This is a genomic window from Pseudomonas sp. MIL19 (genome assembly GCF_028680365.1).
Lineage (GTDB): Bacteria > Pseudomonadota > Gammaproteobacteria > Pseudomonadales > Pseudomonadaceae > Aquipseudomonas > Aquipseudomonas spirodelae.
In genome coordinates this window covers 23,173-46,724 of the sequence record NZ_JAPPVG010000003.1, presented here as the reverse complement: position 1 = coordinate 46,724, position 23,552 = coordinate 23,173, and the positions used below count along the sequence as shown (strand labels likewise).

General features: G+C 59.1%; 20 protein-coding genes. 14 read left to right on the top strand and 6 right to left on the bottom strand.

Going from position 1 to position 23,552, the window contains the following annotated elements:
* The first annotated feature begins 52 nt into the window (after positions 1-52).
* The 9 genes from N1078_RS03315 (at position 53) to rpoS (ending at position 8,063) form a co-directional block, all read left to right on the top strand.
* Positions 53-1,165, top strand: coding sequence for an S-(hydroxymethyl)glutathione dehydrogenase/class III alcohol dehydrogenase (locus N1078_RS03315; protein WP_274086779.1), 1,113 nt, complete (start codon positions 53-55; stop codon positions 1,163-1,165).
* 39 nt (positions 1,166-1,204) lie between these two features.
* A complete protein-coding gene (gene fghA / locus N1078_RS03310; RefSeq protein ID WP_274086778.1) occupies positions 1,205-2,050 on the top strand; it encodes an S-formylglutathione hydrolase in 846 nt (281 codons plus the stop codon).
* Positions 2,051-2,149: 99 nt separating this feature from the next.
* Complete coding sequence (ispF, locus tag N1078_RS03305; protein ID WP_274086777.1) at positions 2,150-2,623, top strand: 2-C-methyl-D-erythritol 2,4-cyclodiphosphate synthase; 474 nt, start codon at positions 2,150-2,152, stop codon at positions 2,621-2,623.
* Positions 2,620-3,678, top strand: a complete 1,059-nt coding sequence (gene truD / locus N1078_RS03300) for a tRNA pseudouridine(13) synthase TruD (RefSeq protein ID WP_274086776.1) — start codon at positions 2,620-2,622, stop codon at positions 3,676-3,678. Before ispF ends, truD begins: the two co-directional genes overlap by 4 nt.
* The gene (surE, locus tag N1078_RS03295) at positions 3,666-4,415 is read left to right on the top strand and encodes a 5'/3'-nucleotidase SurE (protein WP_274086775.1); all 750 of its coding nucleotides are present in this window, start codon (positions 3,666-3,668) and stop codon (positions 4,413-4,415) included. Before truD ends, surE begins: the two co-directional genes overlap by 13 nt.
* Positions 4,416-4,453: 38 nt before the next feature.
* On the top strand, positions 4,454-5,089 hold the full coding sequence (locus tag N1078_RS03290) for a protein-L-isoaspartate(D-aspartate) O-methyltransferase (RefSeq protein ID WP_274086992.1): 636 nt from the start codon (positions 4,454-4,456) through the stop codon (positions 5,087-5,089).
* Positions 5,090-5,113: 24 nt separating this feature from the next.
* Complete coding sequence (locus tag N1078_RS03285; protein ID WP_274086774.1) at positions 5,114-6,052, top strand: DUF368 domain-containing protein; 939 nt, start codon at positions 5,114-5,116, stop codon at positions 6,050-6,052.
* 56 nt (positions 6,053-6,108) lie between these two features.
* The gene (locus N1078_RS03280) at positions 6,109-6,954 is read left to right on the top strand and encodes a peptidoglycan DD-metalloendopeptidase family protein (RefSeq protein WP_274086773.1); all 846 of its coding nucleotides are present in this window, start codon (positions 6,109-6,111) and stop codon (positions 6,952-6,954) included.
* A 101-nt stretch (positions 6,955-7,055) separates the two neighbouring features.
* Positions 7,056-8,063, top strand: a complete 1,008-nt coding sequence (gene rpoS / locus N1078_RS03275; protein ID WP_274086772.1) for an RNA polymerase sigma factor RpoS — start codon at positions 7,056-7,058, stop codon at positions 8,061-8,063.
* A 499-nt stretch (positions 8,064-8,562) separates the two neighbouring features.
* Here the strand turns inward: rpoS and fdxA are convergent, their stop codons facing one another.
* From fdxA to ltrA, 3 genes are all read right to left on the bottom strand, one after another.
* Entirely contained in the window at positions 8,563-8,886 is a 324-nt protein-coding gene (gene fdxA / locus N1078_RS03270) for a ferredoxin FdxA (RefSeq protein ID WP_274086771.1), read from the bottom strand.
* A 138-nt stretch (positions 8,887-9,024) separates the two neighbouring features.
* A complete protein-coding gene (gene mutS, locus N1078_RS03265; protein WP_274086770.1) occupies positions 9,025-11,598 on the bottom strand; it encodes a DNA mismatch repair protein MutS in 2,574 nt (857 codons plus the stop codon).
* Positions 11,599-11,755: 157 nt separating this feature from the next.
* A complete protein-coding gene (gene ltrA, locus N1078_RS03260) occupies positions 11,756-13,489 on the bottom strand; it encodes a group II intron reverse transcriptase/maturase (RefSeq protein WP_274086769.1) in 1,734 nt (577 codons plus the stop codon).
* Positions 13,490-14,604: 1,115 nt separating this feature from the next.
* Between ltrA and N1078_RS03255 the strand changes: the two genes are divergently transcribed.
* The 3 genes from N1078_RS03255 (at position 14,605) to recX (ending at position 16,727) form a co-directional block, all read left to right on the top strand.
* A complete protein-coding gene (locus N1078_RS03255) occupies positions 14,605-15,117 on the top strand; it encodes a CinA family protein (RefSeq protein ID WP_274086768.1) in 513 nt (170 codons plus the stop codon).
* A gap of 90 nt (positions 15,118-15,207) precedes the next feature.
* The gene (gene recA / locus N1078_RS03250) at positions 15,208-16,251 is read left to right on the top strand and encodes a recombinase RecA (RefSeq protein ID WP_274086767.1); all 1,044 of its coding nucleotides are present in this window, start codon (positions 15,208-15,210) and stop codon (positions 16,249-16,251) included.
* Positions 16,252-16,262: 11 nt separating this feature from the next.
* Positions 16,263-16,727 (top strand): recombination regulator RecX, encoded by a 465-nt coding sequence (recX, locus tag N1078_RS03245; RefSeq protein ID WP_274086766.1) that lies wholly within the window; start codon positions 16,263-16,265, stop codon positions 16,725-16,727.
* A 196-nt stretch (positions 16,728-16,923) separates the two neighbouring features.
* On the opposite strand, the gene N1078_RS03240 is transcribed toward recX, so the two are convergent.
* Positions 16,924-18,003, bottom strand: a complete 1,080-nt coding sequence (locus tag N1078_RS03240) for an LOG family protein (RefSeq protein WP_274086765.1) — start codon at positions 18,001-18,003, stop codon at positions 16,924-16,926.
* 120 nt (positions 18,004-18,123) lie between these two features.
* The gene (locus N1078_RS03235) at positions 18,124-19,527 is read right to left on the bottom strand and encodes an MBL fold metallo-hydrolase RNA specificity domain-containing protein (protein WP_274086764.1); all 1,404 of its coding nucleotides are present in this window, start codon (positions 19,525-19,527) and stop codon (positions 18,124-18,126) included.
* A gap of 202 nt (positions 19,528-19,729) precedes the next feature.
* Between N1078_RS03235 and N1078_RS03230 the strand changes: the two genes are divergently transcribed.
* A complete protein-coding gene (locus N1078_RS03230; RefSeq protein ID WP_274086763.1) occupies positions 19,730-22,132 on the top strand; it encodes a xylulose 5-phosphate 3-epimerase in 2,403 nt (800 codons plus the stop codon).
* 61 nt (positions 22,133-22,193) lie between these two features.
* On the opposite strand, the gene N1078_RS03225 is transcribed toward N1078_RS03230, so the two are convergent.
* On the bottom strand, positions 22,194-22,592 hold the full coding sequence (locus N1078_RS03225; protein ID WP_274086762.1) for a quorum-sensing-regulated virulence factor family protein: 399 nt from the start codon (positions 22,590-22,592) through the stop codon (positions 22,194-22,196).
* Positions 22,593-22,809: 217 nt separating this feature from the next.
* Between N1078_RS03225 and N1078_RS03220 the strand changes: the two genes are divergently transcribed.
* Positions 22,810-23,520, top strand: a complete 711-nt coding sequence (locus tag N1078_RS03220; RefSeq protein ID WP_274086761.1) for a tRNA-uridine aminocarboxypropyltransferase — start codon at positions 22,810-22,812, stop codon at positions 23,518-23,520.
* Positions 23,521-23,552 lie beyond the last annotated feature (32 nt).

Sequence of the window (23,552 nt, the reverse complement as noted above, 5' to 3'; positions counted from 1 at the left end):
TTATGGCACTGATCTAGACTCCCCGCACTGTTGAACCCCCTGGAGAACGATCATGATCAAATCCCGCGCCGCTGTAGCCTTTGCTCCAAACCAGCCGCTGCAAATCGTTGAAATCGATGTCGAGCCGCCCAAGGCCGGTGAAGTGTTGGTGCGTATTGTCGCCACCGGCGTGTGCCACACGGATGCGTACACCTTGTCCGGTGAGGACTCCGAAGGAGTGTTCCCGGCAGTGCTGGGCCACGAAGGCGGTGGGATTGTTGAAGCCATTGGCGAGGGCGTGACCTCGGTGCAGGTCGGCGACCACGTGATTCCGCTGTATACCGCCGAGTGCCGTACCTGCAAATTCTGCACCTCCGGCAAGACCAACCTGTGCAGCTCGGTACGCGCGACGCAGGGCAAGGGCCTGATGCCGGATGGCACCACTCGCTTCTCCTACAACGGCGAGCCGATTTATCACTACATGGGCTGCTCGACCTTCTCCGAATACACCGTGCTGCCGGAAGTTTCCCTGGCTGTGATCCCGAAAGAAGCACCGCTGGAAAAGGTCTGCCTGCTCGGTTGCGGCGTCACCACCGGCATCGGTGCGGTGCTCAATACTGCCAAGGTGGAAGAGGGCGCCACTGTGGCGATCTTCGGTCTCGGTGGCATCGGCCTGGCGGCCATTATCGGCGCGAAAATGGCCAAGGCCTCGCGGATCATTGCCGTCGATATCAACCCGGCTAAGTTCGAGGTCGCCCGTGAGCTGGGCGCGACTGATTTTGTTAACCCAAAGGATTTCGCCAAGCCGATCCAGGAAGTGATCGTCGAAATGACCGACGGCGGCGTGGATTATTCCTTTGAGTGTGTCGGCAATGTGCAGCTGATGCGCGCGGCGCTGGAGTGCGCACATAAGGGCTGGGGCGAGTCGGTAATTATCGGTGTGGCCGGTGCCGGTCAAGAAATCAGCACGCGGCCGTTCCAGCTGGTAACCGGGCGCGTCTGGCGCGGTTCGGCTTTCGGCGGCGTTAAGGGTCGTACCGAATTGCCGGGCTATGTGGAAAAGGCGCAGAAGGGCGAAATCCCGCTGGATACCTTTATCACCCACAACATGCCGCTCGAAGACATTAACAAGGCCTTCGACCTGATGCATGAAGGCAAGAGCATCCGTACCGTTATCCACTTCTGATTACGCTGGGCGGCTGCATGGCCGCCCAATGGAGGCCTCATGACCTTGGAAAATATTTCCTGCCAGAAGAGTGCGGGCGGTTGGCACAAGCGCTATCGGCACCGTTCTGCGGTGCTGGGCTGTGACATGGTGTTTGCCGTGTACCTGCCGCCGCAGGCCGAGCAGGGTGGTACGTTGCCGGTGCTGTATTGGCTGAGCGGGCTGACCTGCACCGATGAGAACTTTATGCAGAAGGCCGGCGCGCACAAGCTGGCGGCCGAACTGGGAATGATCATCGTCGCGCCGGACACCAGTCCGCGGGGTGCGGATGTCCCGGATGATCCGGATAAGGCTTGGGACTTCGGCCTGGGTGCCGGTTTCTACCTGAACGCCACCCAGGAGCCTTGGGCACGGCATTACCGCATGTACGACTATGTGATGCAGGAGTTGCCAGCACTGATCGAAGCCAACTTCCCGGTTTCAGATAAACGTGGCATCAGCGGCCACTCCATGGGCGGGCATGGTGCATTGGTTTGCGCCCTACGCAACCCCGGGCGTTATCAGTCGCTGTCGGCTTTTGCGCCAATCAGCAATCCGGTTAATTGCCCTTGGGGCGAGAAGGCGTTTTCACGTTATCTGGGCGATGAGCGTTCGCGTTGGCGTGAGTGGGATGCTTGCGCCTTGCTGGCTGAAGCGACGGAAAAGCTGCCGATTCTGATTGATCAGGGTGATCGCGATGATTTTCTGGAAAATCAGCTCAAGCCGGATGCCCTCAAGGCCGCGGCGCAAGCGGCAGGGCATCCGTTAACCCTGCGTCTGCAGCCCGGCTACGATCACAGCTACTACTTTATCGCCAGCTTTATTGACGACCACCTGCGTCATCACGCCAAGGCGCTGTTGGGCTGAGGCGTCGCTGGCGAGCGATGTTGCTTCGCCAGCAAGCCGGCTTCTGCCTGCTGCTTTCAGTTAGAATCACGCCCTGACTTTTTCAGGGCGTTGTTCTTTATGCGTATTGGCCACGGCTACGACGTGCACCGCTTTACCGAGGGTGCCTTTATTACCCTGGGCGGCGTGCAAATCCCCCATCAGTTTGGCCTGTTGGCCCATTCCGACGGCGACGTGCTGCTGCACGCGTTGAGTGATGCCTTGCTTGGCGCGGCGGCGCTGGGCGACATCGGCAAACACTTCCCCGACACCGACCCGACCTTCAAGGGGGCGGACAGTCGCGCCTTACTGCGTCATGTGCTCGGGCTGATTCACGCGAAGGGCTGGCAGGTCGGCAATGTCGACGCCACCATCGTCGCCCAGGCGCCGAAGATGGCCCCGCATATCGAAACCATGCGCGCACGCATTGCCGAGGACCTACAAGTGAGCCTGGATCAGGTCAATGTCAAAGCCACCACGACCGAGAAGCTTGGTTTTACCGGGCGTGAAGAAGGCATTGCGGTGCATGCGGTCGCGCTGTTGGTCGCGCAATGAACGAACTTCAATTGCTGGGGCCGCGCGCCCATGGTGAGCCTTGCGGCACGGCAGTACTTAAAGCCGTGGCGGAAGATTTTCAGGTCGATGAGGTGCTGGATATCCCGCTGGCCAGCGAGGGTGAGCACCTGTGGCTGTGGGTAGAAAAGCGTGAGCTGAATACGGAAGAGGCCGCCAAGCGTATTGCCCGCGCCGCTGGTGTACCGTTGCGGCTAATCAGCTATGCCGGTCTCAAGGATCGTCAGGCGCTGACCCGTCAGTGGTTCAGCTTGCACCTGCCGGGCAAGGCTAACCCGGACCTGAGCGCTGCCGAAGATGCCAGCCTGAGCATCCTCAAGCAGCAGCGCCATACCCGTAAGCTGCAACGCGGTGCCCATGCGGCCAATGGCTTTACCCTGCGCCTGACACAGCTCGCAGCTGACCGTGAAGCGCTGGATCAGCGCCTGACGCAGATCGCCGCTCAAGGCGTGCCCAACTATTACGGCCTGCAGCGCTTCGGTCATGAGGGCGGTAACGTTGCCCATGCCCGGCATTTTGCAGCGAACAAAAGTCTGCCGGAGAAGCGCAATGTGCGCTCGCGGGTACTTTCGGCGGCGCGCAGTTATCTGTTCAATCAAGTGTTGGCTGAGCGGGTCAAAGCCGGTACTTGGAGTCAGGCATTGCTGGGTGATTTACTGGCCTTCACCGACAGTCGCAGTTTTTTTCCTGCCGGTGAGGCTGAGTGCGCCGACCCACGTTTGGCCATACTTGATCTTCACCCTACCGGGCCTTTGTGGGGCGCCGGTGTGTCGGCGGCTGAAGGGAGTGCCCAGGCACTGGAGCAGGACTTGGCTGCGCGCGAGGCTGTCTTGGTCGACTGGTTGGCAGAAGCGGGCATGACTCATGAGCGGCGTATCCTGCGCCTCCCCATTGGCGGCCTGTCGTGGCATTATCCCGAGCCTGACATTTTGCAACTGGAATTCGTCCTGCCGGCTGGATGCTTCGCCACCGTCTTGGTGCGCGAGCTTGTCGATCTGTTGCCTGCAGGGCAGACGGACAACCCATGCGTATTCTGATTTCCAATGATGATGGCGTTGCTGCGCCAGGCCTGTCTGCGCTGCATGCAGCGTTAGCGGACTACGCCGAGTGCGCAGTGATTGCTCCCGATCAGGACAAAAGCGGTGCCAGCAGCTCGCTGACCCTTGATCGTCCTTTGCATCCGACGACCTTGCCCAACGGCTACATCAGCCTTAACGGTACCCCCACCGATTGCGTGCACCTGGGCCTTAATGGCTTGCTGCCGCATGTGGCGGATCTGGTGGTGTCGGGTATCAACCTAGGGGCTAATCTGGGCGATGACGTGCTGTATTCCGGCACGGTAGCGGCTGCCCTGGAGGGGCGCTTCCTGGCGCGTCCGGCGTTTGCCTTTTCTTTGCTCTCACGTTTGCCGGATAACCTGCCGACGGCTGCGTATTTCGCCCGCAAGTTGGTTGAGGCGCACGAGCAGCTCGATCTGCCGCCGCGCACTGTGCTTAACGTGAATATCCCCAACCTGCCGCTGGAGCACATCCGTGGTATCCAGCTGACGCGTCTGGGGCACCGTGCGCGGGCTGCTGCGCCGGTTAAGGTGGTCAACCCGCGTGGTAAAGAGGGCTACTGGATTTCGGTGGCCGGTGACGCTGAAGACGGTGGCCCTGGCACGGATTTCCATGCGGTGATGCAGGGCTACGTCTCGGTCACGCCGTTACAGCTGGATCGTACGTTTCAAGAAGGGTTCAGCAGCCTGCAACCCTGGTTGGAGGGGCTGTTGTGATCTTCCGTGAACAGGATGACTTGCACCGCGGTATTGGCATGACCTCGCAGCGCACCCGCGAGCGCCTTATTCAGCGTCTTTACGAGGAGGGGTTGTCCAACGCCCATGTGCTGGAGGCTATTCGCCGCACACCGCGTCACCTGTTTGTAGACGAAGCCCTGGCGCATCGCGCGTATGAGGACACGGCGCTGCCGATTGGCAGCAATCAGACCATTTCGCAGCCGTATATGGTTGCACGCATGAGTGAGCTACTGCTGGCCGCAGGCCCCTTGGACAAGGTGCTGGAAATCGGCACGGGCTCAGGCTACCAGACGGCGATTCTGGCTCAGTTGGTCGAGCGGGTGTTCAGTGTCGAGCGTATCCAGAATCTGCAGGACAAGGCCAAGGAGCGTCTGCTTCAGCTAAACCTACGCAACGTGGTGTTTCGCTGGGGTGACGGCTGGGAAGGTTGGAATGCTCTCGGGCCTTACAACGGCATCATCGTCACGGCGGCGGCGGCCAATGTGCCGCAAGCCTTGCTCGATCAGCTGGCTCCGGGCGGACGCTTGGTCATTCCAGTTGGTGCAGGTGATGAGCAGGAACTCATGCTGATCATCCGTGAAGAAGACGGTTTCTCACGGCACGTACTCGATGCTGTGCGTTTTGTGCCTTTGCTTAACGGGCCCCTGGCCTGACTTAGATTGTTCGCGGATGGACCCATGAAGAAGTATTTCCTGCTTTACGCCAAAGGCATTGCCATGGGCGCGGCCGACGTAGTGCCCGGTGTTTCGGGCGGCACCGTGGCCTTTATTACTGGTATTTATGACGAGTTGCTGCGTTCTATTTCGAGCATACCGGTGGCGCTCGGCCTGTTGCTGCGCGGGCGCATTGCCGAGGCTTGGAAGGCCGCCAATGCGACCTTTCTGCTGGTGTTGCTGCTGGGCGTCATGACCAGCGTGCTCAGTCTTGCGCGATTGATTACCTACCTGTTGGTCGAGCAGCCGATCCCCGTTTGGTCGTTTTTCTTTGGCTTGATTTTGGTTTCCACTCACCTGGTCGTGCGCGAGATTCAGCACTGGAGCTGGACGCGGATTGTCAGTCTGGCGTTGGGGGCGGCATTCGCCTACTGGATTACCGTGGCGTCGCCGCTACAGTTGGGGCATGACCCGCTGAGCCTGTTCTTTGCTGGCGCTATCGCTATTTGCGCAATGATTCTGCCGGGTGTTTCTGGCAGTTTTATTCTGGTTTTGCTGGGCTTGTACAGCTTTGTGCTGACGGCGGTAAAAGGGCTGGATGTCACCGTATTACTGATTTTTGCCAGTGGCTGTCTGGTCGGTATTGTCAGCTTTGCCGGTATTCTGCGCTGGCTTCTGACGCGCTGGCGCGACCTGACCCTGGCTTTTCTCACCGGGCTGATGATCGGTTCACTGAATAAAATCTGGCCTTGGAAGGAAACCCTGACGTGGCGCACCGACAGCCATGGCGAGCAGGTGCCACTGCTGCAAACGAACCTCTGCCCTGAGCGCTTCGCTGAAATTAGCGGGCAGGACCCGCAGCTTCTTCTGGCCATTACCTTGGCTATTGCCGGCATCATGCTGGTGCTGGCGCTGGAGTGGTTGGCCGGGCGCAGCCCGCAAAGCGCTGGCGATAACCCATAATTGCGGCACAATGCTCGCCTGTTAAATGCAGTCAGTTTTACCCGAGGGAGATGCAGGTGAGTTTCACAGCCATTCAATTGCCGATTCGCGCCAGCAGTGCTCTTAACCTGTTGAGTGGCCTTGTCCTGGGCGTACTGTTGAGTGCCTGTGCGAGTCCGCCGCCCGGTGGCGTCAAAGTGGTTGACCGTACTGCCAGTCAGGCTCCACAGCGTCAGCCGGTTCGCAGTGGTCAATACCAGGTGAAGCGCGGCGATACGCTGTATTCCATTGCTTTCCGTTTTGGCTGGGACTGGAGGGCGCTGGCCGCGCGCAATGGTATTGCGCCGCCGTATTTGATTCGAGTTGGCCAGGTTATTCGTTTTGACGGGCAGCCTGCCAGTCGCCCGCCAGTGGTGGCCAGTGCGCCCGTGGTTGTGGCGCCGGCCCGCCGACCGAGCACGCCGATTAGCAGCAATCCTGCGCCAATCCAAGCGCCAGCCCCGGTCAAGACTGCGCCAAGCATCAGTGCGTTACCGCCTACGCAGCGCTCTGCATCGGGTTGGTTGTGGCCATCGAGTGGTGCGGTTATCGGACGTTTTTCCTCAAACGGCAGTTTGAATAAAGGCATTGATATAGGTGGTGAATTAGGCCAGCCTGTTTTAGCCGCGTCTGATGGTTCAGTGGTCTACGCCGGGAGTGGTTTACGGGGCTACGGCGAGTTGATAATCATCAAACATAGCGATACCTATGTAAGCGCCTACGGTCATAACCGCAGGCTGTTGGTGCAGGAGGGGCAACAGGTCAAGGCCGGGCAGAAAATTGCCGAAATGGGTTCCACAGGAACCGACCGGGTCAAACTTCACTTTGAAGTGCGCCGCCAAGGTAAACCTGTAGATCCGCTGCAATATCTGCCTAAACGTTGACCTTGCGCTAGCCTGTCCCCACTCGTAGGAGGACGGGCCCGGTGCAACCAGGGAGTTGGTGCGCTAGGGCTTGCTGTCGAACTCAGCAAGGAATAACAAAAATGGCTCTCAATAAAAAAGAAGCGCCGGAGTTTGATGTTGATGATGAAGTGCTCCTTATGGAGCCGGCTATTGTCCTTGACGACGACTCAAACGAGGCGCTAGCGCCACTTTCCCGCAGCACCGCTAAGGCGTCCACCGCCAGCAGCAAACAGCACAAATATATTGATTACACCCGCGCGCTCGACGCCACTCAGCTGTACCTCAACGAAATTGGCTTCTCGCCTCTGCTGACGCCCGAAGAAGAAGTGTTCTTTGCGCGCTTGGCGCAGAAGGGCGACCCCGCGGGTCGCAAGCGCATGATCGAAAGTAACCTGCGCCTGGTGGTGAAGATTGCTCGCCGTTACGTTAACCGTGGCCTGTCCCTGTTGGACCTTATTGAAGAGGGCAACCTCGGTCTGATCCGCGCGGTAGAGAAATTCGATCCAGAGCGCGGTTTCCGTTTTTCGACCTATGCCACCTGGTGGATCCGCCAGACCATCGAGCGGGCGATCATGAATCAAACCCGTACTATTCGGTTACCCATTCATGTGGTTAAAGAGCTCAACGTATACCTGCGAGCTGCGCGTGAACTGACCCAAAAACTCGATCACGAGCCTTCTGCAGAAGAAATTGCCAGCCTACTGGAGAAGCCGGTGGGTGAAGTCAAACGCATGCTCGGCTTGAACGAGCGTGTGTCCTCGGTGGATGTGTCGCTGGGCCAGGATTCGGACAAAACCCTACTCGATACCCTAACGGATGATCGTCCGACCGACCCTTGCGAGTTATTGCAGGTTGAAGACCTCTCACAGAGCATCGATCAATGGCTCTCGGATCTGACCGATAAGCAGCGTGAAGTGGTGATTCGCCGCTTCGGTCTGCGTGGTCATGAAAGCTGTACGCTGGAGGAGGTGGGGCAGGAGATCGGCTTGACCCGCGAGCGCGTTCGGCAGATTCAGGTCGAAGCCCTTAAGCGCTTGCGCGAGATCTTGGAAAAGAACGGCCTGTCGAGTGACTCATTGTTCCAGTGAGCGTGATGACGAACATCCAACCCGGCTTCTGCCGGGTTTTTTATGAGCCGCTATCCTGGGCAGTCATCAAGTTACGGTGTATTTGCGCCGTACTGGATGGTGTTCTTGATCACTTATACGAGAGCATCTGTAAGCCATTGCTTACAGGTTGCGTAAGCGTTTGGTGCGTGGCTTGGTCGGTCAGATGCCTGTTAAAAATATAACTATATGATTTATATAAGTTATATATTTTTATTGGGCAGGTTTAGGTGATGCCGGCTACATTTCAGGCGATTGTTAGCTCGGTAAAGATCGCTAGTATTACACCTGTGCAGACGGATAAGCACAGGTTGTCAGGATGGCAATCAGGACATCGCAAGGCGCGATTCATCAGGATGATGGGCTGGGAAATACAGGGACTAGGGACAAAAGAGTGGGCGGTTAATACCGCCCCTTTTTTTGCCTGTAGAAAAGTAAAAACCCGCGCAAGGCGGGTTTTTGTGCAATCGAGGAGCCTGTACTAGCGCTCTAGGTATTGCAGCTTGTCCTTCACGCCATCCCACTCTTCGGCGTCCGGCAGGGACTCTTTCTTCTCGGTGATATTCGGCCAGATTTCCGCCAGATCGGCGTTCAGCTCGATGTACTCCTGCTGATCTTCCGGCACTTCATCTTCAGAGAAAATCGCTTGTGCTGGGCACTCAGGCTCACACAGTGCGCAGTCGATGCACTCATCCGGGTGAATCACCAGGAAGTTCGGGCCTTCGTAGAAGCAGTCCACCGGGCAGACTTCTACGCAGTCGGTGTATTTGCATTTGACGCAGTTGTCGGTAACGACGAAGGTCATGTCTGATTCTCTCCTCGGGCGCCAGCCTGCCCCGTTCTATGCGGGCTTTAGCGGCTAGGGGGTGGTGGCCACGGCTCAGGCTTTAAGTCGGGCAGTCGTAAAAATGCGCGCGATTCTAACAGTTCGCGCGCAATAGCGTTAGAAGCGTGTCTTCCATGTATATAACAGTTCCAGCGCTTTGCGCGGAGTCAGATCATCGGGATTGATCTTGCGCAATTCTTCCTGCAGTGGATGCGGCAGGCTGGCGAACATATCACTCTGCAACGGTGCCGCAGTCTGACCTGGCTGTGTGGCGGGTAACTCATGCGGCAGACTAGTGGTTTCCAAGCGTGCCAGATGCTCGCGGGCGCGCAGGATGACCTCATTCGGTACGCCCGCCAGTTGTGCCACGGCCAAGCCGTAGCTCTGACTGGCTGGGCCAGGCAGTACATGGTGGAGGAATACGATGCGCTCATTATGCTCGGTGGCGTTGAGGTGCACGTTAGCCACGATGGGCTGGCTTTCCGGCAGCACGGTTAGTTCAAAGTAATGGGTGGCAAACAGGGTGTAAGCGCGCAGCTTGGCCAGCTGTTCAGCTGCCGCCCAGGCCAGTGATAGGCCGTCGAAGGTGCTGGTGCCGCGGCCGACTTCGTCCATCAATACCAGGCTGCGCTCTGTAGCGTTATGCAGAATATTGGCGGTTTCGCTCATTTCCACCATAAAAGTCGAGCGGCCACCGGCCAGGTCATCGCTCGAACCGATACGGGTAAAGATACGGTCAACCAGCGATAGCTCGCAGCTTTTTGCCGGGACGAAGCTGCCGATGTGCGCAAGCAAAACGATCAGTGCGGTCTGGCGCATGTAGGTGGATTTACCACCCATGTTCGGTCCGGTGATGATCAGCATGCGCGTGTCATCGTCCAGGCTCAGGTCGTTGGCCACAAACGGCGTGGTCAATACTTGCTCAACCACCGGGTGACGACCTTGATCGATGCGCATGCACGGCTCATCGACAAAGCGCGGGCGGTTCAGATCCAGATTCAGCGCGCGCTCAGCCAGGTTGCTCAGTACGTCCAGTTCGGCCAGAGCGGCAGCACTGTCCTGTAGCGGGCCGAGGTGGCTGATCAGGCGCTCCAGCAACTCGTCGTAGAGTAATTTCTCGCGAGCCAGGGCGCGGCTCTTGGCCGATAGCGCTTTGTCCTCGAACTCTTTGAGTTCGGGGGTGATAAAGCGCTCAGCGCCTTTCAGGGTCTGGCGGCGGATATAGTCTGCCGGAGCAGATTCAGCCTGTTTGCTCGGTAGCTCGATAAAATAGCCGTGTACACGGTTGTAGCCGACCTTGAGGTTGGCCAACCCGGTGCGGGCTTTTTCGCGGGTTTCCAGGTCCATCAGGTACTGGCCGGCGTTTTCGCTGAGCGACTGCAATTCGTCCAGTTCGGCGTCGTAGCCGGTTTTCAGCACGCCGCCATCGCGAATCACCGCCGGCGGATTGTCGATAATCGCTTTTGCCAGCAGCTCGGCCAGTTCCGGGTAGGTGCTGACGCTCGTCGCCAGACTGGTCAAATGAGGCGCTTCTAGATTGGCCATGGCCATTTGCAGGGTCGGTAACGCGGCCAGGGCATCACGCAGGCGCGCCAGGTCACGTGGACGGGCGTTGCGTAGGCCGATTCGCGCCAGAATACGCTCTAGATCACCGATTTCTTTGAGCTGCGGCTGCAGGGTTTCGAAGCGATAGCGCTCCAGCAAGCAGGCGATCGACTCCTGCCGCGCTTCGAGAATGGATTGGTCGCGCAGCGGGCGGTTTAGCCAGCGGCTCAGCAGGCGGCTGCCCATGGCGGTCTGGCAGCGGTCAACGACCGACTGCAGGGTGTTTTCACGCCCGCCGGCCAAGTTGATATCTAGCTCAAGATTGCGCCGGCTTGCGCCGTCGAGAATCACTGTATCGTCCAGGCGCTCATGACGCAGGCTGCGCAGGTGCGGCAGGGCAGTGCGTTGAGTTTCCTTGGCGTACGCCAGCAGACAGCCCGCTGCGCCGATGGCCAGCGTCAGGTTTTCACAACCAAAGCCCTTGAGGTCCTGGGTGGCGAATTGTTGGCAGAGGCTTTTGTGCGCGGTGTCGCGTTCGAAATCCCACGGCGCACGGCGTTTTGCGCCCCGGCGCTTTTCGGCGGGCAGGTTTTGTGGCCAATCATCGGGGATCAGCAGCTCAACCGGATTGAGGCGCTCAAGTTCGGCCAGCAGGTTCTCCCAGCCTTTGATCTCCAGCACGCTAAAGCGGCCACTGGTGATGTCCAGCACGGCCAAACCGAACAGACGCTCATCGCCCAGTACGGCGGCCAGCAGGTTATCGCGCCGCTCATCGAGCAGTGCCTCATCACTGATGGTGCCGGGGGTGATAATGCGCACCACCTGGCGTTCTACCGGCCCCTTGCTGGTGGCCGGGTCGCCTACCTGCTCGCAGATCACCACGGACTCGCCAAGTTTGACTAGCTTGGCCAGGTAGCCCTCCAGTGAGTGGAAGGGAATCCCGCACATGGGGATGGCCTGCCCCGCGGATTGGCCGCGGGCCGTCAGGGTAATATCCAGCAGTTTGGCGGCCTTTTTTGCGTCCTCGTAGAAAATCTCGTAGAAGTCGCCCATGCGGTAGAACATCAGTTGATCTGGGTGCTGATTTTTCAGTCTCCAGTACTGTTGCATCATGGGCGTGTGAGAACTGAGGTCGCTTTGGCTCATCGTTTTAACTGTCCGGCTGAATCGGTCGGGTAGCCCCGGATCATTGCTGATCCAGGGCCCCCTAAGAACCGTACGTGCGAGTTTCCCCGCATACGGCTCAAGCTTACGGAAAGCCAGCCAAATGGCTGGCCGGCAACTATGGCGCGCGATCTTAGCACTACAGACCGCTATGCCGCAGGTTCACCTTTAGTTGCTGGCTGTGGGCCAGCGCATGGCAGTTGGGATGAAGCAGCACACGATTGCTCAGAATGTCTGAACCGCCGTCCACACGCCTGATGACGTGGTGGTCGTGCCAGCCAGTTTCCTTGCTAACTGCTTGCCCGCACATGGCGCATAGGCCCCGCTGTCTGCGGAAAAGACTGAGAATTTGTCCTCGATAACGCAGCTTGTGCTGCATCCGTTGGACCCTCAGTGCCTCCCACTTCAGTTCGTGTTCCGCGTCATAGGGCTGATATTCGCCCGGCAGACGCTTGTGGCGCACGATTGCGGTTTCCGCCAGCTTGTACAACCGACGGAATTGCTTCTCTCCTTTGCCATTCTTATAGGGATGCGCAAACGCCCAGTTCCGCCCGCCTATGGATTGGAAGTATTTATTCCTGATCCAGTCAGCCTGCTTCTTCGGGTGCCTACGCTTCGCCCACCTCCAGATACGCCAGAAGATAAGGCTATCCAGCTTACTGAAGGTTTCTTTTGCCACGACTGGGGAGTGGTATTGTGCCCACCCTTTCAGTACCGGGTTCAGTTGGCCGATCAACGCTTCCTGCGTCATGGCTCCGCTGTTTTTAATGATCTCGCGCACTTTCTGATAAAACGTCGAGACGTTTTTCTTCGAAGGTTTGATCAACAGCTTGGCCTTCCCATACGGTGATTTCGGCACGTACTTCCTGAAGTTCCACCCGAGAAAGTCAAAGCCCTTAATGATGTTGACGATCTGCGTTTTCTCCCGAGATAGCGCAACCCCTCGTACCGACAGGAATTGTTCCACCCAGGGTTTGATCTCGCTTTCCAGCAGCTCTTTCGAGTCAGCCACAATCACGAAATCATCCGCATAACGCACCACCTGAACCTTGGTTTTCTTGGCCTTTTTGATTCCAAGCCTCTGGGCCAGATGGCCTTTCAGCAAGGTTTCCAGACCATTAAGAGTGGCGTTTGCCAGGCAGGGGGAGATGATCCCGCCCTGCGGCGTCCCAGCCTCCGTAGCCATGATTTGTCGCCGGTCTATCACCCCGGCCTTCAACCACTTGCGCAGCACCGTCCTGTCCATCGGGACATTCCGGTACAACCAATCGTGGTTGATATTGTCGAAGAATCCCTTGATGTCCCCTTCCAGAATCCAGACCGGCGCCGCTTGCGGTGCCAGCAGGTGGAAGAGTTCAACCATCGCATCGGCGGTCGAACGGTCAGGCCGGAAGCCATAACTTTTCGGATCACTGGTGCTTTCGATGGCGGGTTCTAGTGCCTGCAGATAAAGCGCCTGCATGGCCCGATCCAGCATCGTCGGGATTCCCAGGGGGCGCTTTTCCTGCTTGCCGGGTTTCGGTATCCATACCCGCCGCAGCGGTTTGGGCCGATAGCCACGTTTTTTCGACAGACGCATCACGGCGTGGAGTTTGGCATGGGGCGAACCCCAGGTTTCTCCGTCGACACCCGGAGTCTTGCGACCCCGGTTCTCCGTGACTCGTCGTACGGCCAAACAACGACCGCACAACGAGTGGGTCAGCATCCGTTGCAGGCGTTTAACCCTGCGCCAGTCGCCTTCCCGTGTTGCCTGCGCAATCTTTAGCTGCGTTTTCCGAACAGAGCGCTGAATCTTGGCCCAATCTAGATCGTGCCAGTTCATTACTCCGTCGAAGGACGCAGACGTAACCGGTGTTGCTGGTTGCGTTTTCATACAGTCCTCCTGAGGTAGATCAACCGTCAGGACGGACTCTGCCCTAGGGGCAGAATCCACCCCTAGGGTCGTTATTACGCTGGAATCAGCGGCTCTTGTTGCGCTCGTAAACCAGATGCACGTCAGCCAGGGTTTCCCCTGCCGGTGATGTTTCAACCGGTATGCCACCCGTTACAGGAAGCCCTTCGCTTCTTGCATCCTCCTCTTCCCCACACCCATCAGCTCCCCTTGCGGTTTGCCTGCCTTGCCGATAGTGCTAGCAAGGCGAGTGGTCGGGATTGCCACGTTCCCCGAGTCGCATCGATTCCCCGTTTAGGCTCCGTCTCTCCCCCGACAGTTGTTGAGGTACCGCATCGCCAGCTTCGACGGCGATGTCCAACTGCTGTGCCATTTTGGCTAGGGCCGATAATTGCCGTAGGCCCGTCACTAGTCACGAGGGTTCTGTCGACGATTCACATGTGTTAGCCATGCGGGTTGGGTCACTAGCCCCCGCGTATCCGTGCAATTCGGAGACGCCACGCTATCCGTCACCGGATTACGTTTCTCTTGCGAGAGGGGACATTGTGGATCGGGCTTCACACCCCAGGGTTGGCCCCCGACGCATGCCGATCTAGTGAACTGGCGGGTACACGCCAGGCTCGGTACTCCCTAAGTAAGCGGAGCTGAGCAATGCGATTCGGAGCTTGCGCTCCGTGCTTGGACAAGACACCTCCAGCGTCTCTCGACGGTGGCGAGGGCCAAAACAGCCAAGTCGCCCAGGAGATGAATTGCACCCCGGAGGGTATAATTCACCCTCGGGGTTCTTGAAATGTTTAGTAACAATCCCGGGGTTCGAGATTGCTCTTTGTTTGGCGTTTTAGATCAAATTTTAGCCAGTTTAAGCCGAATTTGAGACGCACTTTCCCTGACTTGCAGGGATTGCGCATCCCCGCGAGCGGGTCATTTTAGGCTTAACAAAGCCAGGTTCTTGTGCTTCTTCTGACTTCAACCCTTTGATAGCAAAGGGTTTGGTGTCACGGGGAAGCTCCCGACCAAGCACGACACGAACATACGTGTCGCACCAAAAGCGCCTAGTGTACGGTATCGGCCTGGCTGGCTTTAACCCCGGAGTGCAGATGACTGTGAATGAGCAAACCCTGACCCGCCTGGCGACTGAGTTAGGCGAGCAACTGCTGGCTTCTAAGGCTCAGGTGACAACGGCCGAGTCCTGCACCGGCGGCGGCATTGCTGAGGCCATTACTCGGGTTCCTGGCAGTTCGGCCTGGTTTGAGGCTGGTTTCGTGACCTATTCCAATCAGCAAAAGAGCCGACAGCTCGAGGTGCCTGCACGCCTGTTCACCACCGTTGGCGCGGTGAGTCAGGAGGTTGTCGAAGCCATGGTGCGCGGGGCCCAGGCCAATAGCGGGGCGCGTTTTGCCGTGGCCGTTAGCGGTGTGGCCGGTCCCGATGGCGGCACGCCGCAGAAACCTGTGGGCACTGTATGGTTGGCCTGGGGCGATGGCGCACAGATTTTCAGTGTGCGCCGCCAGTTCTCGGGTGACCGTGGTGAAGTTCGCCGACAAACGGTTGAGGCCGCTCTGGCTGGGCTGTTGCGCCTGTTGGCGAAAGAAAATCCAAGCCCGGGGTAGGCGGGTGACTTGCCCTGTGGAATAATACTGTCTACTTATACAGTTGTTGGTGGCCGCTAGCTGGCCCTTCTTGATTACGTGAGGACTTAAATGGACGAGAATAAGAAGCGCGCCTTGGCGGCTGCCTTAGGCCAGATTGAAAAGCAATTCGGCAAAGGCGCAGTGATGCGTATGGGCGATCACGATCGCCAGGCCATTCCGGCTATCTCCACTGGCTCGCTGGGTCTGGATATCGCGCTGGGCATTGGTGGTCTGCCAAAAGGCCGTATCGTCGAAATTTACGGCCCTGAGTCTTCCGGTAAAACCACCCTGACCCTGTCGGTTATCGCCGAAGCGCAGAAGCTCGGTGCCACCTGTGCGTTCGTCGATGCAGAGCACGCGCTCGACCCCGAATACGCCGGCAAGCTGGGTGTGAATGTTGATGACCTCTTGGTGTCGCAGCCCGATACCGGTGAGCAAGCCCTGGAAATCACCGACATGCTGGTGCGTTCCAATGCCATCGACGTGATCGTTATCGACTCCGTGGCGGCACTGGTGCCGAAAGCCGAAATCGAAGGCGAGATGGGCGATATGCACGTCGGCCTGCAGGCTCGTCTGATGAGTCAGGCGCTGCGCAAGATCACCGGTAACATCAAGAACGCTAACTGCCTGGTGATTTTCATCAACCAGATCCGTATGAAAATCGGCGTGATGTTCGGTAGCCCGGAAACCACCACCGGCGGTAACGCGCTGAAGTTCTACGCCTCGGTGCGTTTGGACATCCGTCGTACTGGCGCGGTGAAAGAAGGCGACGAAGTAGTCGGCAGCGAAACGCGCGTCAAAGTGGTGAAGAACAAAGTCGCACCGCCTTTCCGTCAGGCTGAGTTCCAGATTCTTTACGGCAAGGGCATCTACCGTAACGGCGAAATCATCGATCTGGGCGTGCTGCACGGTTTTCTGGAAAAATCCGGAGCCTGGTACAGCTATCAGGGCAGCAAAATTGGTCAGGGTAAGGCCAACTCAGCCAAGTACCTGGAAGACAACCCGGAAATCGCACGCACTGTTGAAGGCTTGATCCGCGAGAAGTTGCTCGTGGCAAGCCCTTCGGTTAAGGCCAACTCGACGGCCGATGACCTGGCTGACGCTGACGTCTGATTGGTTTGTCCATGTCCATTGTTCTGGATAACCCCGTCGCAGTGCGACGGGCAGCCATGGATCTGCTGGCGCGGCGTGAACATGGCCGCGTTGAGCTGACGCGTAAGCTACGCAGCCGTGGTGCACCAGACGAATTGATTGAAGCAGCACTCGACCGTCTTGCGGAAGAGGGTTTGTTGTCTGAGGCGCGCTACCTCGAAGCGTTTGTCAGTTATAAGGCGCGTGCTGGCTATGGACCGCTGCGTATCCGTGAAGAACTGACGCAGCGCGGTCTAGCGCGTGGCGATGTCGAGCAGGCTCTGCGCGACAGTGGTATCGACTGGCGTGAACACTTGCAGGAAACCTGGCAACGCAAGTTTGCCGGTGAACTGCCGCGTGACGTGCGTGAGCGTGCCAAGCAGGGGCGTTTTCTCAGCTATCGAGGTTATCCGCCCGAGTTGATTGGACGTTTGCTACGAGGCGCTCTGGACGATTAAGCCGCAGCCAGTTCTGGCTCGGTCAGCCTGTATCAATCCTTCCGTTTCCCCATTACCTACTTCTACACGCTGATGATGCAGCAGTACTGGAGGCAAATGCTTTCTGGACTGAAACCCGTGTGGCTGATCTTTCCTGTTAGCCGGCTAAGCCGCGATTACCGATAGACTGCACGCAGGCTATCGGCTGGGCGACAAATCAGGCGTTTTCCGCCCAGTTGTGTGGCTGATTGATCAGGTCGAGCAATTCGCGTAAGCGCCCGTGATTGCGGCCGTTGAAGGCAAAGGCCAGGCGCGTCATGTGGCAAAGCTCGGGTTCGTCCTGCTCCGACTCACAGTACGCCTGCTGCTGGAAATCACCCTCCGTACACAGATCGTGAAACGCGTTATTCAGCTGCTGCATGGCGGCTTCACTCAGCGCATGGTTAAGGCGGATAACGAAGCGTTCCTCGAGCCAGCGGCTGGAGTGAAAGTTGCTGTAGAACTGAGCGATTTCTTCGGCCGCCTCTTCGGCGCTGTGCACCAGGCGTACGAGATGCATATCACTGGGCAGGATGTAACCGTTGTCTTGCAGTTGTTCGCGGATAAACGCTAGGGCGCAGGTCCAGAAGGTGCCGCCAGGCTGGTCGAGTAACACCACGGGTACCAGCGGGCTTTTACCTGTCTGGATCAGGGTCAACACTTCCAGCGCTTCGTCGAGGGTGCCGAAGCCGCCGGGGCAAAGCACCAGGCCATCGGCTTCCTTGACGAAGAACAGTTTGCGCAGAAAGAAGAAGTGGAAGGACAGCAGGTTGTTGCTGCCCTGCACGGTGGCATTGGCGTTTTGCTCGAAGGGCAGGGTGATATTAAACCCCAGGCTGTTTTCCAGGCCTGCGCCTTCATGGGCGGCTGCCATGATGCCGCCGCCGGCACCGGTGATAACCATCAGGTTGTGCTTGGCGAGCGTCGCGCCGAGGTCGCGGGCCAGGCTGTAAATCGGGTGATCGGTTGGCGTGCGTGCCGAGCCGAATACGGTCACTTTGCGCCGCCGTTTGAACTGCTCCAGCGTGCTGAAGGCCTGCTCCATTTCGCGCAAGGTTTGCTGCATGATTTTGGCATCCCAGCGGTTGCGATCCGCTTGAGCCATGCGCACCACAGTGCTGAGCATGGCCTGGTAGAGCTTGATGTTGGGGCTGTTGGGGGGCGCGGCCAAGCTCGCCAGCTCTTGCACTTTACTGTTCAGGTCGACGCCACTGATCTGAAAATGCCGGGACAGGTAATCGTCCGATTCATCGGGCATACAACTTCTCCTTTTGGTTGCCGGCTGAAGTTCGCGTTACCCCTTCAGTCATGCCCTGAGTATGCCTGGCAGTTAACGCTTTGTGCGCCGCCACCGCGTGCGCTGCCGGGGCTGGTCGCATCAGAGGGCGATTTGTTCGCCAGGCTCTGGAATATTCGCGATCCAGTTAAGGCGCTCACGCAAGGCAAGCTGCAAAGCCTGGGTCTTCTCCAGCTCCCCGTGCACCAGATACAGCTCCGGGTGGTGTCCGAAATGACTGACCCAATCAATGAGTTGCGATTGCCCCGCGTGCGCCGAGAAACCGCCCAGGGTGTGCACCTTGGCTTTTACGGCGATGCGCTGATGGAGCACTTTGACGCTCTGTGCACCATCGACAATGCTGCGGCCGAGGGTGCCCTTAGCCTGGAAACCGGGGAAAATCAGGTGGCAGTTTTCACGCCAGAGGTTGTGCTTGAAGTGGTGGACGATACGCCCGCCGGTGCACATACCGCTGCCCGCGATGATGATCGCGCCGCTTTTAATCCGGTTGATTGCCATTGAGTCTTCCGGGGTTGGCGTGCAATGCAGGATGGGCAGCCAGTCTTCAATGCGCTTAACCTTTTTGGCCGCCAGCGCCGCGCGGTCTTCGGCGGCGAACTGATCCTGAAAGCGTGAGTAGATGGCATTCGCCCTTATGGCCATGGGGCTGTCGAGAAATACCGCCTGTTGCGGCAGGCGCCCTTCTTGATAAAAGCGCCCCAGGTAATAGATCAGGTCCTGAGTGCGACCGACGGCGAAGGAGGGAATCAGCACGTTGCCGCCATCGCGATGGGCTTGCTGGAGAATTTCCGCCAGCTCGTCCAGGGTGTCTTCGCTGCAGCGGTGATCGCGATCGCCGTAGGTTGATTCCAGCAGCACCACATCAGCCTGCGTCAGCGTGCTGGGGTCTTGCATCAGCGGTGAGCAGGTGTTGCCCAGGTCGCCGGAGAACACCAGGCGGCGAGTCAGGTGATGGTCTTGCACTTCTATTTCGACAATCGCCGAGCCGAGAATATGCCCGGCATCGTGGAAGGTTACGTTGACCCCCTTGGCCACTTCGCGGTTTTCGCCGCAGATCATCGGGCGGCGCTGGCTCAGGACTTGCTCAGCGTCAGCGGTGGTGTACAGCGGGTGGATTGGGGGTTTGCCCATGCGCGCCCGCCACTTGTTTTCCCACTCGGCGTCTTTCTCCTGGATAAACGCGGCATCGAGCAGCATCAATTCCATCAGTTCACAGGTCGCATCCGTCGCAAAGATCGGTCCGCGGTAACCCTCTGCCGCCAGCTTGGGCAGTAGGCCGGTATGGTCAATGTGCGCGTGGGAAATTACCACCGCGTCTAGCGTGTGCGGGTCAAAGGCGAACGGCGCGCGGTTGCCGTCTTCCTCTTCGCGGCGCCCCTGGCGCATGCCGCAATCGAGCAAAACTCGTGCACCGTCACGGCTTTCAATCAGGTAGCAGGAACCGGTGACTTGTTGAATCGCGCCGAGGAAGTTGAGCAGGGCCATGGCTAATCCTTGAAGGAGTTGAATGGGTCGTGCTTAAAGCTGTCCTAACCAGCGGACGAGGGTGTTGATACAGGTCAGCATCTGCCTAAATCCCTTGCGCTAGGGTCTGTTGCCGTTTCATCGCGAAACACGTTGCAGCTCCAGCCCAGCCGCGATTGTCACGGGAAAAAGCCTGAACGTTGTCAAACCATCGGAGCCCTCTATGACCCAGCTATTCCCCAGCGCCAGCGAGTTGGCCAAGCATGCACGCCTTGAGCCGGACTTTGCCGCCTGGCAGCGCGGTTATGGCCCGTTACAGCATAGTCCGCAGACGTGTGCGGCGGTGTACCGCATGGCCCACCAATTGGTACAGGCGGGGCTGCAGGTGGACCTGGCGAGTGTCTACCGACACTTTCACGCGCTGGATCGGCTGAGCGCGGCGGGGATGTGGCTGGTGGTGCATATGACCTATGCCCAGCGCGTACGCCTAGATGGTGTGGCGCTTGTTGCAGAGGACTTCAAGGTCTCACCCGAGGGCCATACCGGGGGCGCGCTGAATATGGTGCCGGCATATGCCGGCTACCTGGCGCTGAACAACCTCACGGGGGAGACCCGCGGCTGGTTGATGGGGCAGGGCCATTGTGTCGCGGCCATTGAGGCGCTCAACCTGCTGACGGCTAATCAGCATCCAGAACAGGCTGAGCGTTACCCCTGTGATGAGGCCGGCATGAGCCAGCTGGTGGCGGATTTCTACAGCTATGCGCAAAACGCGGCCGGTCAGGTCAGCACGCCGCTGGGCAGCCACGTTAACCCGCACACGGCGGGTGGTATCGCCGAGGGCGGCTATCTGGGCTTTGCCGAGCTGCAATACGCCCACCTGCCGTTGCCGGGCGAGAAACTGGTGGCGTTTCTCTCCGATGGCGCGGCCGAGGAGCAGCGCGGCAGTGATTGGATGCCACGCTGGTGGCGGGCTGAGGACTGTGGTTTAGCCCTGCCAGTGATGATCGCCAATGGCCGGCGTATTGAACAACGCACTGAGCTGGCGACACCTGTCGGGCTGGATAATTTCCGCGAGCACCTGCGCCATTGCAGTTTTGACCCGGTGAGCTTCGATGGGCGCGACCCGGCGGCTTTTGTGTGCGCGCTGTGGGAAATGGAGCAGCGCACGAGCCGCCGCGTGCAGGAACTGCGCGACGGTGTGCTGAATTACCCGCTGCCGATGCCCTATGGCATTGCTGAAACACTAAAAGGCTTCGGCTTTTATGGGGCCGGCAGCAATGCCGCGCATAACCTGCCGTTACCAGCCAGCCCGCATAGCGATGAGGCCGCGCGTGCGCTATTCAATCAGCATGCCGCGCCGCTGTGGGTCGCCCCGGATGAGCTGCGTGCTGCCTGCGCGCTGTTTGAGGCGCGAGGCACGCGGGCGCTGGAGCGGGACAACCCCTTGGCACAACGCCAGCCGTCGTTGGCACAGCTGCCTGCGCTGCAGTATCAGCAGCGCGCCTGCTCGCCGATGCTGGCTCTGGACCGATTCTTTGTCGATCTGGTGCGTGCTAACCCGCAGCTGCGCCCACGGGTCGGCAACCCGGATGAGCTGGCCAGCAACCGTCTTGGTGGTGTGCTCGAGGCGCTCAAGCATCGTGTTATCGCACCGGAAAGCCCGCTGGAAGCGCTCGATGGCGCGATCATCACTGCGCTCAACGAAGAAGCGGTGGTGTCTGCCTGCCTGGCCAATCAGGGTGGCCTGAACCTGGTGGCGAGTTATGAGGCCTTCTGCGTGAAGATGCTCGGCGCGGTGCGTCAGCGCATCATCTTTGCCCGCCAGCAGAAAGAGGCCGGGCGTCCGGCCGGCTGGCTGGGCTGGCCGCTGGTGGCCACCTCACACACCTGGGAGAACGGTAAGAATCAGCAGTCGCATCAGGACACCACCTTCTGCGAGGCCTTGCTCGGTGAAATGAGCGACATGGTCCGGGTGGTGTTTCCGGCCGACCATAACTCGGTGTTGGCGCTGTTGCCGGGCATCTACCAGGCACGGGGGCAACTGGCATGCATGGTGATTGCTAAACGCGAGCGGCCTTATGTCTTCAGCCCTGAGCAAGCCGAGCAGCTGGCGCAGGGCGGCGCTCTACTCGTGGCCGAGAACCCCGGCGCGCAACCTGTGCTCTTGATCGCCACCGGCAGCTATCAGCTGGCGGAAATGCAGCGTGCGGCTGTTCGTCTCAGTGAGGCCGGTTGCGCCTGGCGTTTGGTCTATCTGCAGGAGCCCGGGCGTTTCCGTGAGCCGCGTGACCATTGGGAAGCGGCTGGGATCACCGCTGCCGAGCGGGTTGAGCAGTTATTCCCCGCTGCCTGTTCACGGCGTGTGCTCCTCACCCATATGCGCCCGGAAGTGGCGCGCGGGCATCTCTGGCCGCTGCTGGGTAATGGTGGCCAGAGTCGCGTGTTGGGTTACCGCAATCGCGGCGGCACGTTGGATGAGCCGGGCATGTTGTTCGCCAATCACGCCAGCTGGGGGCATGTGCTGGAAGCCGCGGCAGGGTTGCTGGATAAACCTTTGGGCGAGCTGCTCAATACTGATGAACTCGCGGCGGTGCAGGGGCATGGTGACCCGCGCTGCCTGCGTTAGCCCTGAGGCGTGCGCGACGCTGGCTGATTGAGCCGTGTCGCGCGAAGCCAGCGGTGGCGGCTTAGAGGCCGCAGTCGGCTTTACTGAAGCGCTCGGTGGTCACCGGGCGGTTGCTTTTGTACTCACTGAACTCATAACGCAGCACCGCGCCGCGTGCCAGCAGCTGGCGATAACCGTTATTGCGGCACACGCTATTGGCCAGTTGCGCACGCACCACATCGGGGTTGCCGCGCATCTTGGCGGCATGTTCGCTGCGCACGCTGAGGTGGTTGACCAGCTCACTGCCGTCAACGGTATAGCCTTGATCGAGAATGTCTTCATTGATTGCCCGTGGTGTACCCACGCTGCTTTCGCGCGCGACTTGTTCTAGGGCTTTACTCAGTTCAAAGTCTTTCAGGGTGGCCGCCTGGGCAAACAGCGGCAGGCTCAAGGCCAGGGTCAGGCTGGTCAAACGCAGCATGGGATTCTCCAAAGTCGTCTCGACTCCTCTGACCGGCAGTCGCCGGTAGAGGTTCAGTGGCGCCTATCTTACTCGTCCGCAGGCTCTTGCGCTGTTGTGGGCGCTGGCGGCGCAAGACGTATGGTTGAATAAGGCGTGGCGGGCTTTGTTAGACTGCCGCGCTTGTCGACCCAGGATCACCCATGCCGTCCTTCCTCTTCTGTCAGGTGAATGCCTGATGAGCCACGCTGTCGCGCGTTTGCGGGCTGCGCGGATTGCCCGCAGTGCCAAACCTTTTCTCGCCCGTGGCAGCCGCTCAGTGCGCTGTGATAATTGCCGCTTGGCGGTGACCCACTGTCTGTGCGCCTGGCGGCCACGTATCGCGGCCCGCTCTGCGGTGTGCTTGTTGATGCATGATGTCGAGGCGCTCAAACCGAGCAATACCGGTTGGCTGATTGCTGATGTGCTGGCCGATACCTCGGCGTTTGGCTGGTCACGCGTTGAGGTCGATGCCGACCTGCCAGCATTGCTGCGCGACCCGCAGTGGCAGCCTTATCTGGTGTTTCCGGGTGAGTATGTGGCCGCCGAGCGGGTGGTCAGCGAGGTGCGCCCGGATGCCGGCAAGCGGCCGCTGTTTGTGCTGCTGGATGCCACCTGGAGCGAGGCGCGTAAGATGTTTCGCAAAAGCCCTTACCTCGATAGCCTGCCGGTGCTGAGCCTGCAGGCCGAGCAGCTGTCACGCTACAAGCTGCGCCGCTCCAAACGTGACGATCACTTCTGTACCGCGGAAGTCGCGGCCCTGTGCTTGGAACTGGCGGGTGACCAGCGCGCCGCTGATGGTTTGAATGCCTATCTGGATGTTTTCAGCCAGCACTACCTGGCCGCCAAGGCGCCGCGGGCGGTAACGCTGGATGATCCACTGCACGATCGCCTGCGCGAGTTCCTCTAGCCGCCCGGCGTCATCGAACGGCTTTGCCGAGC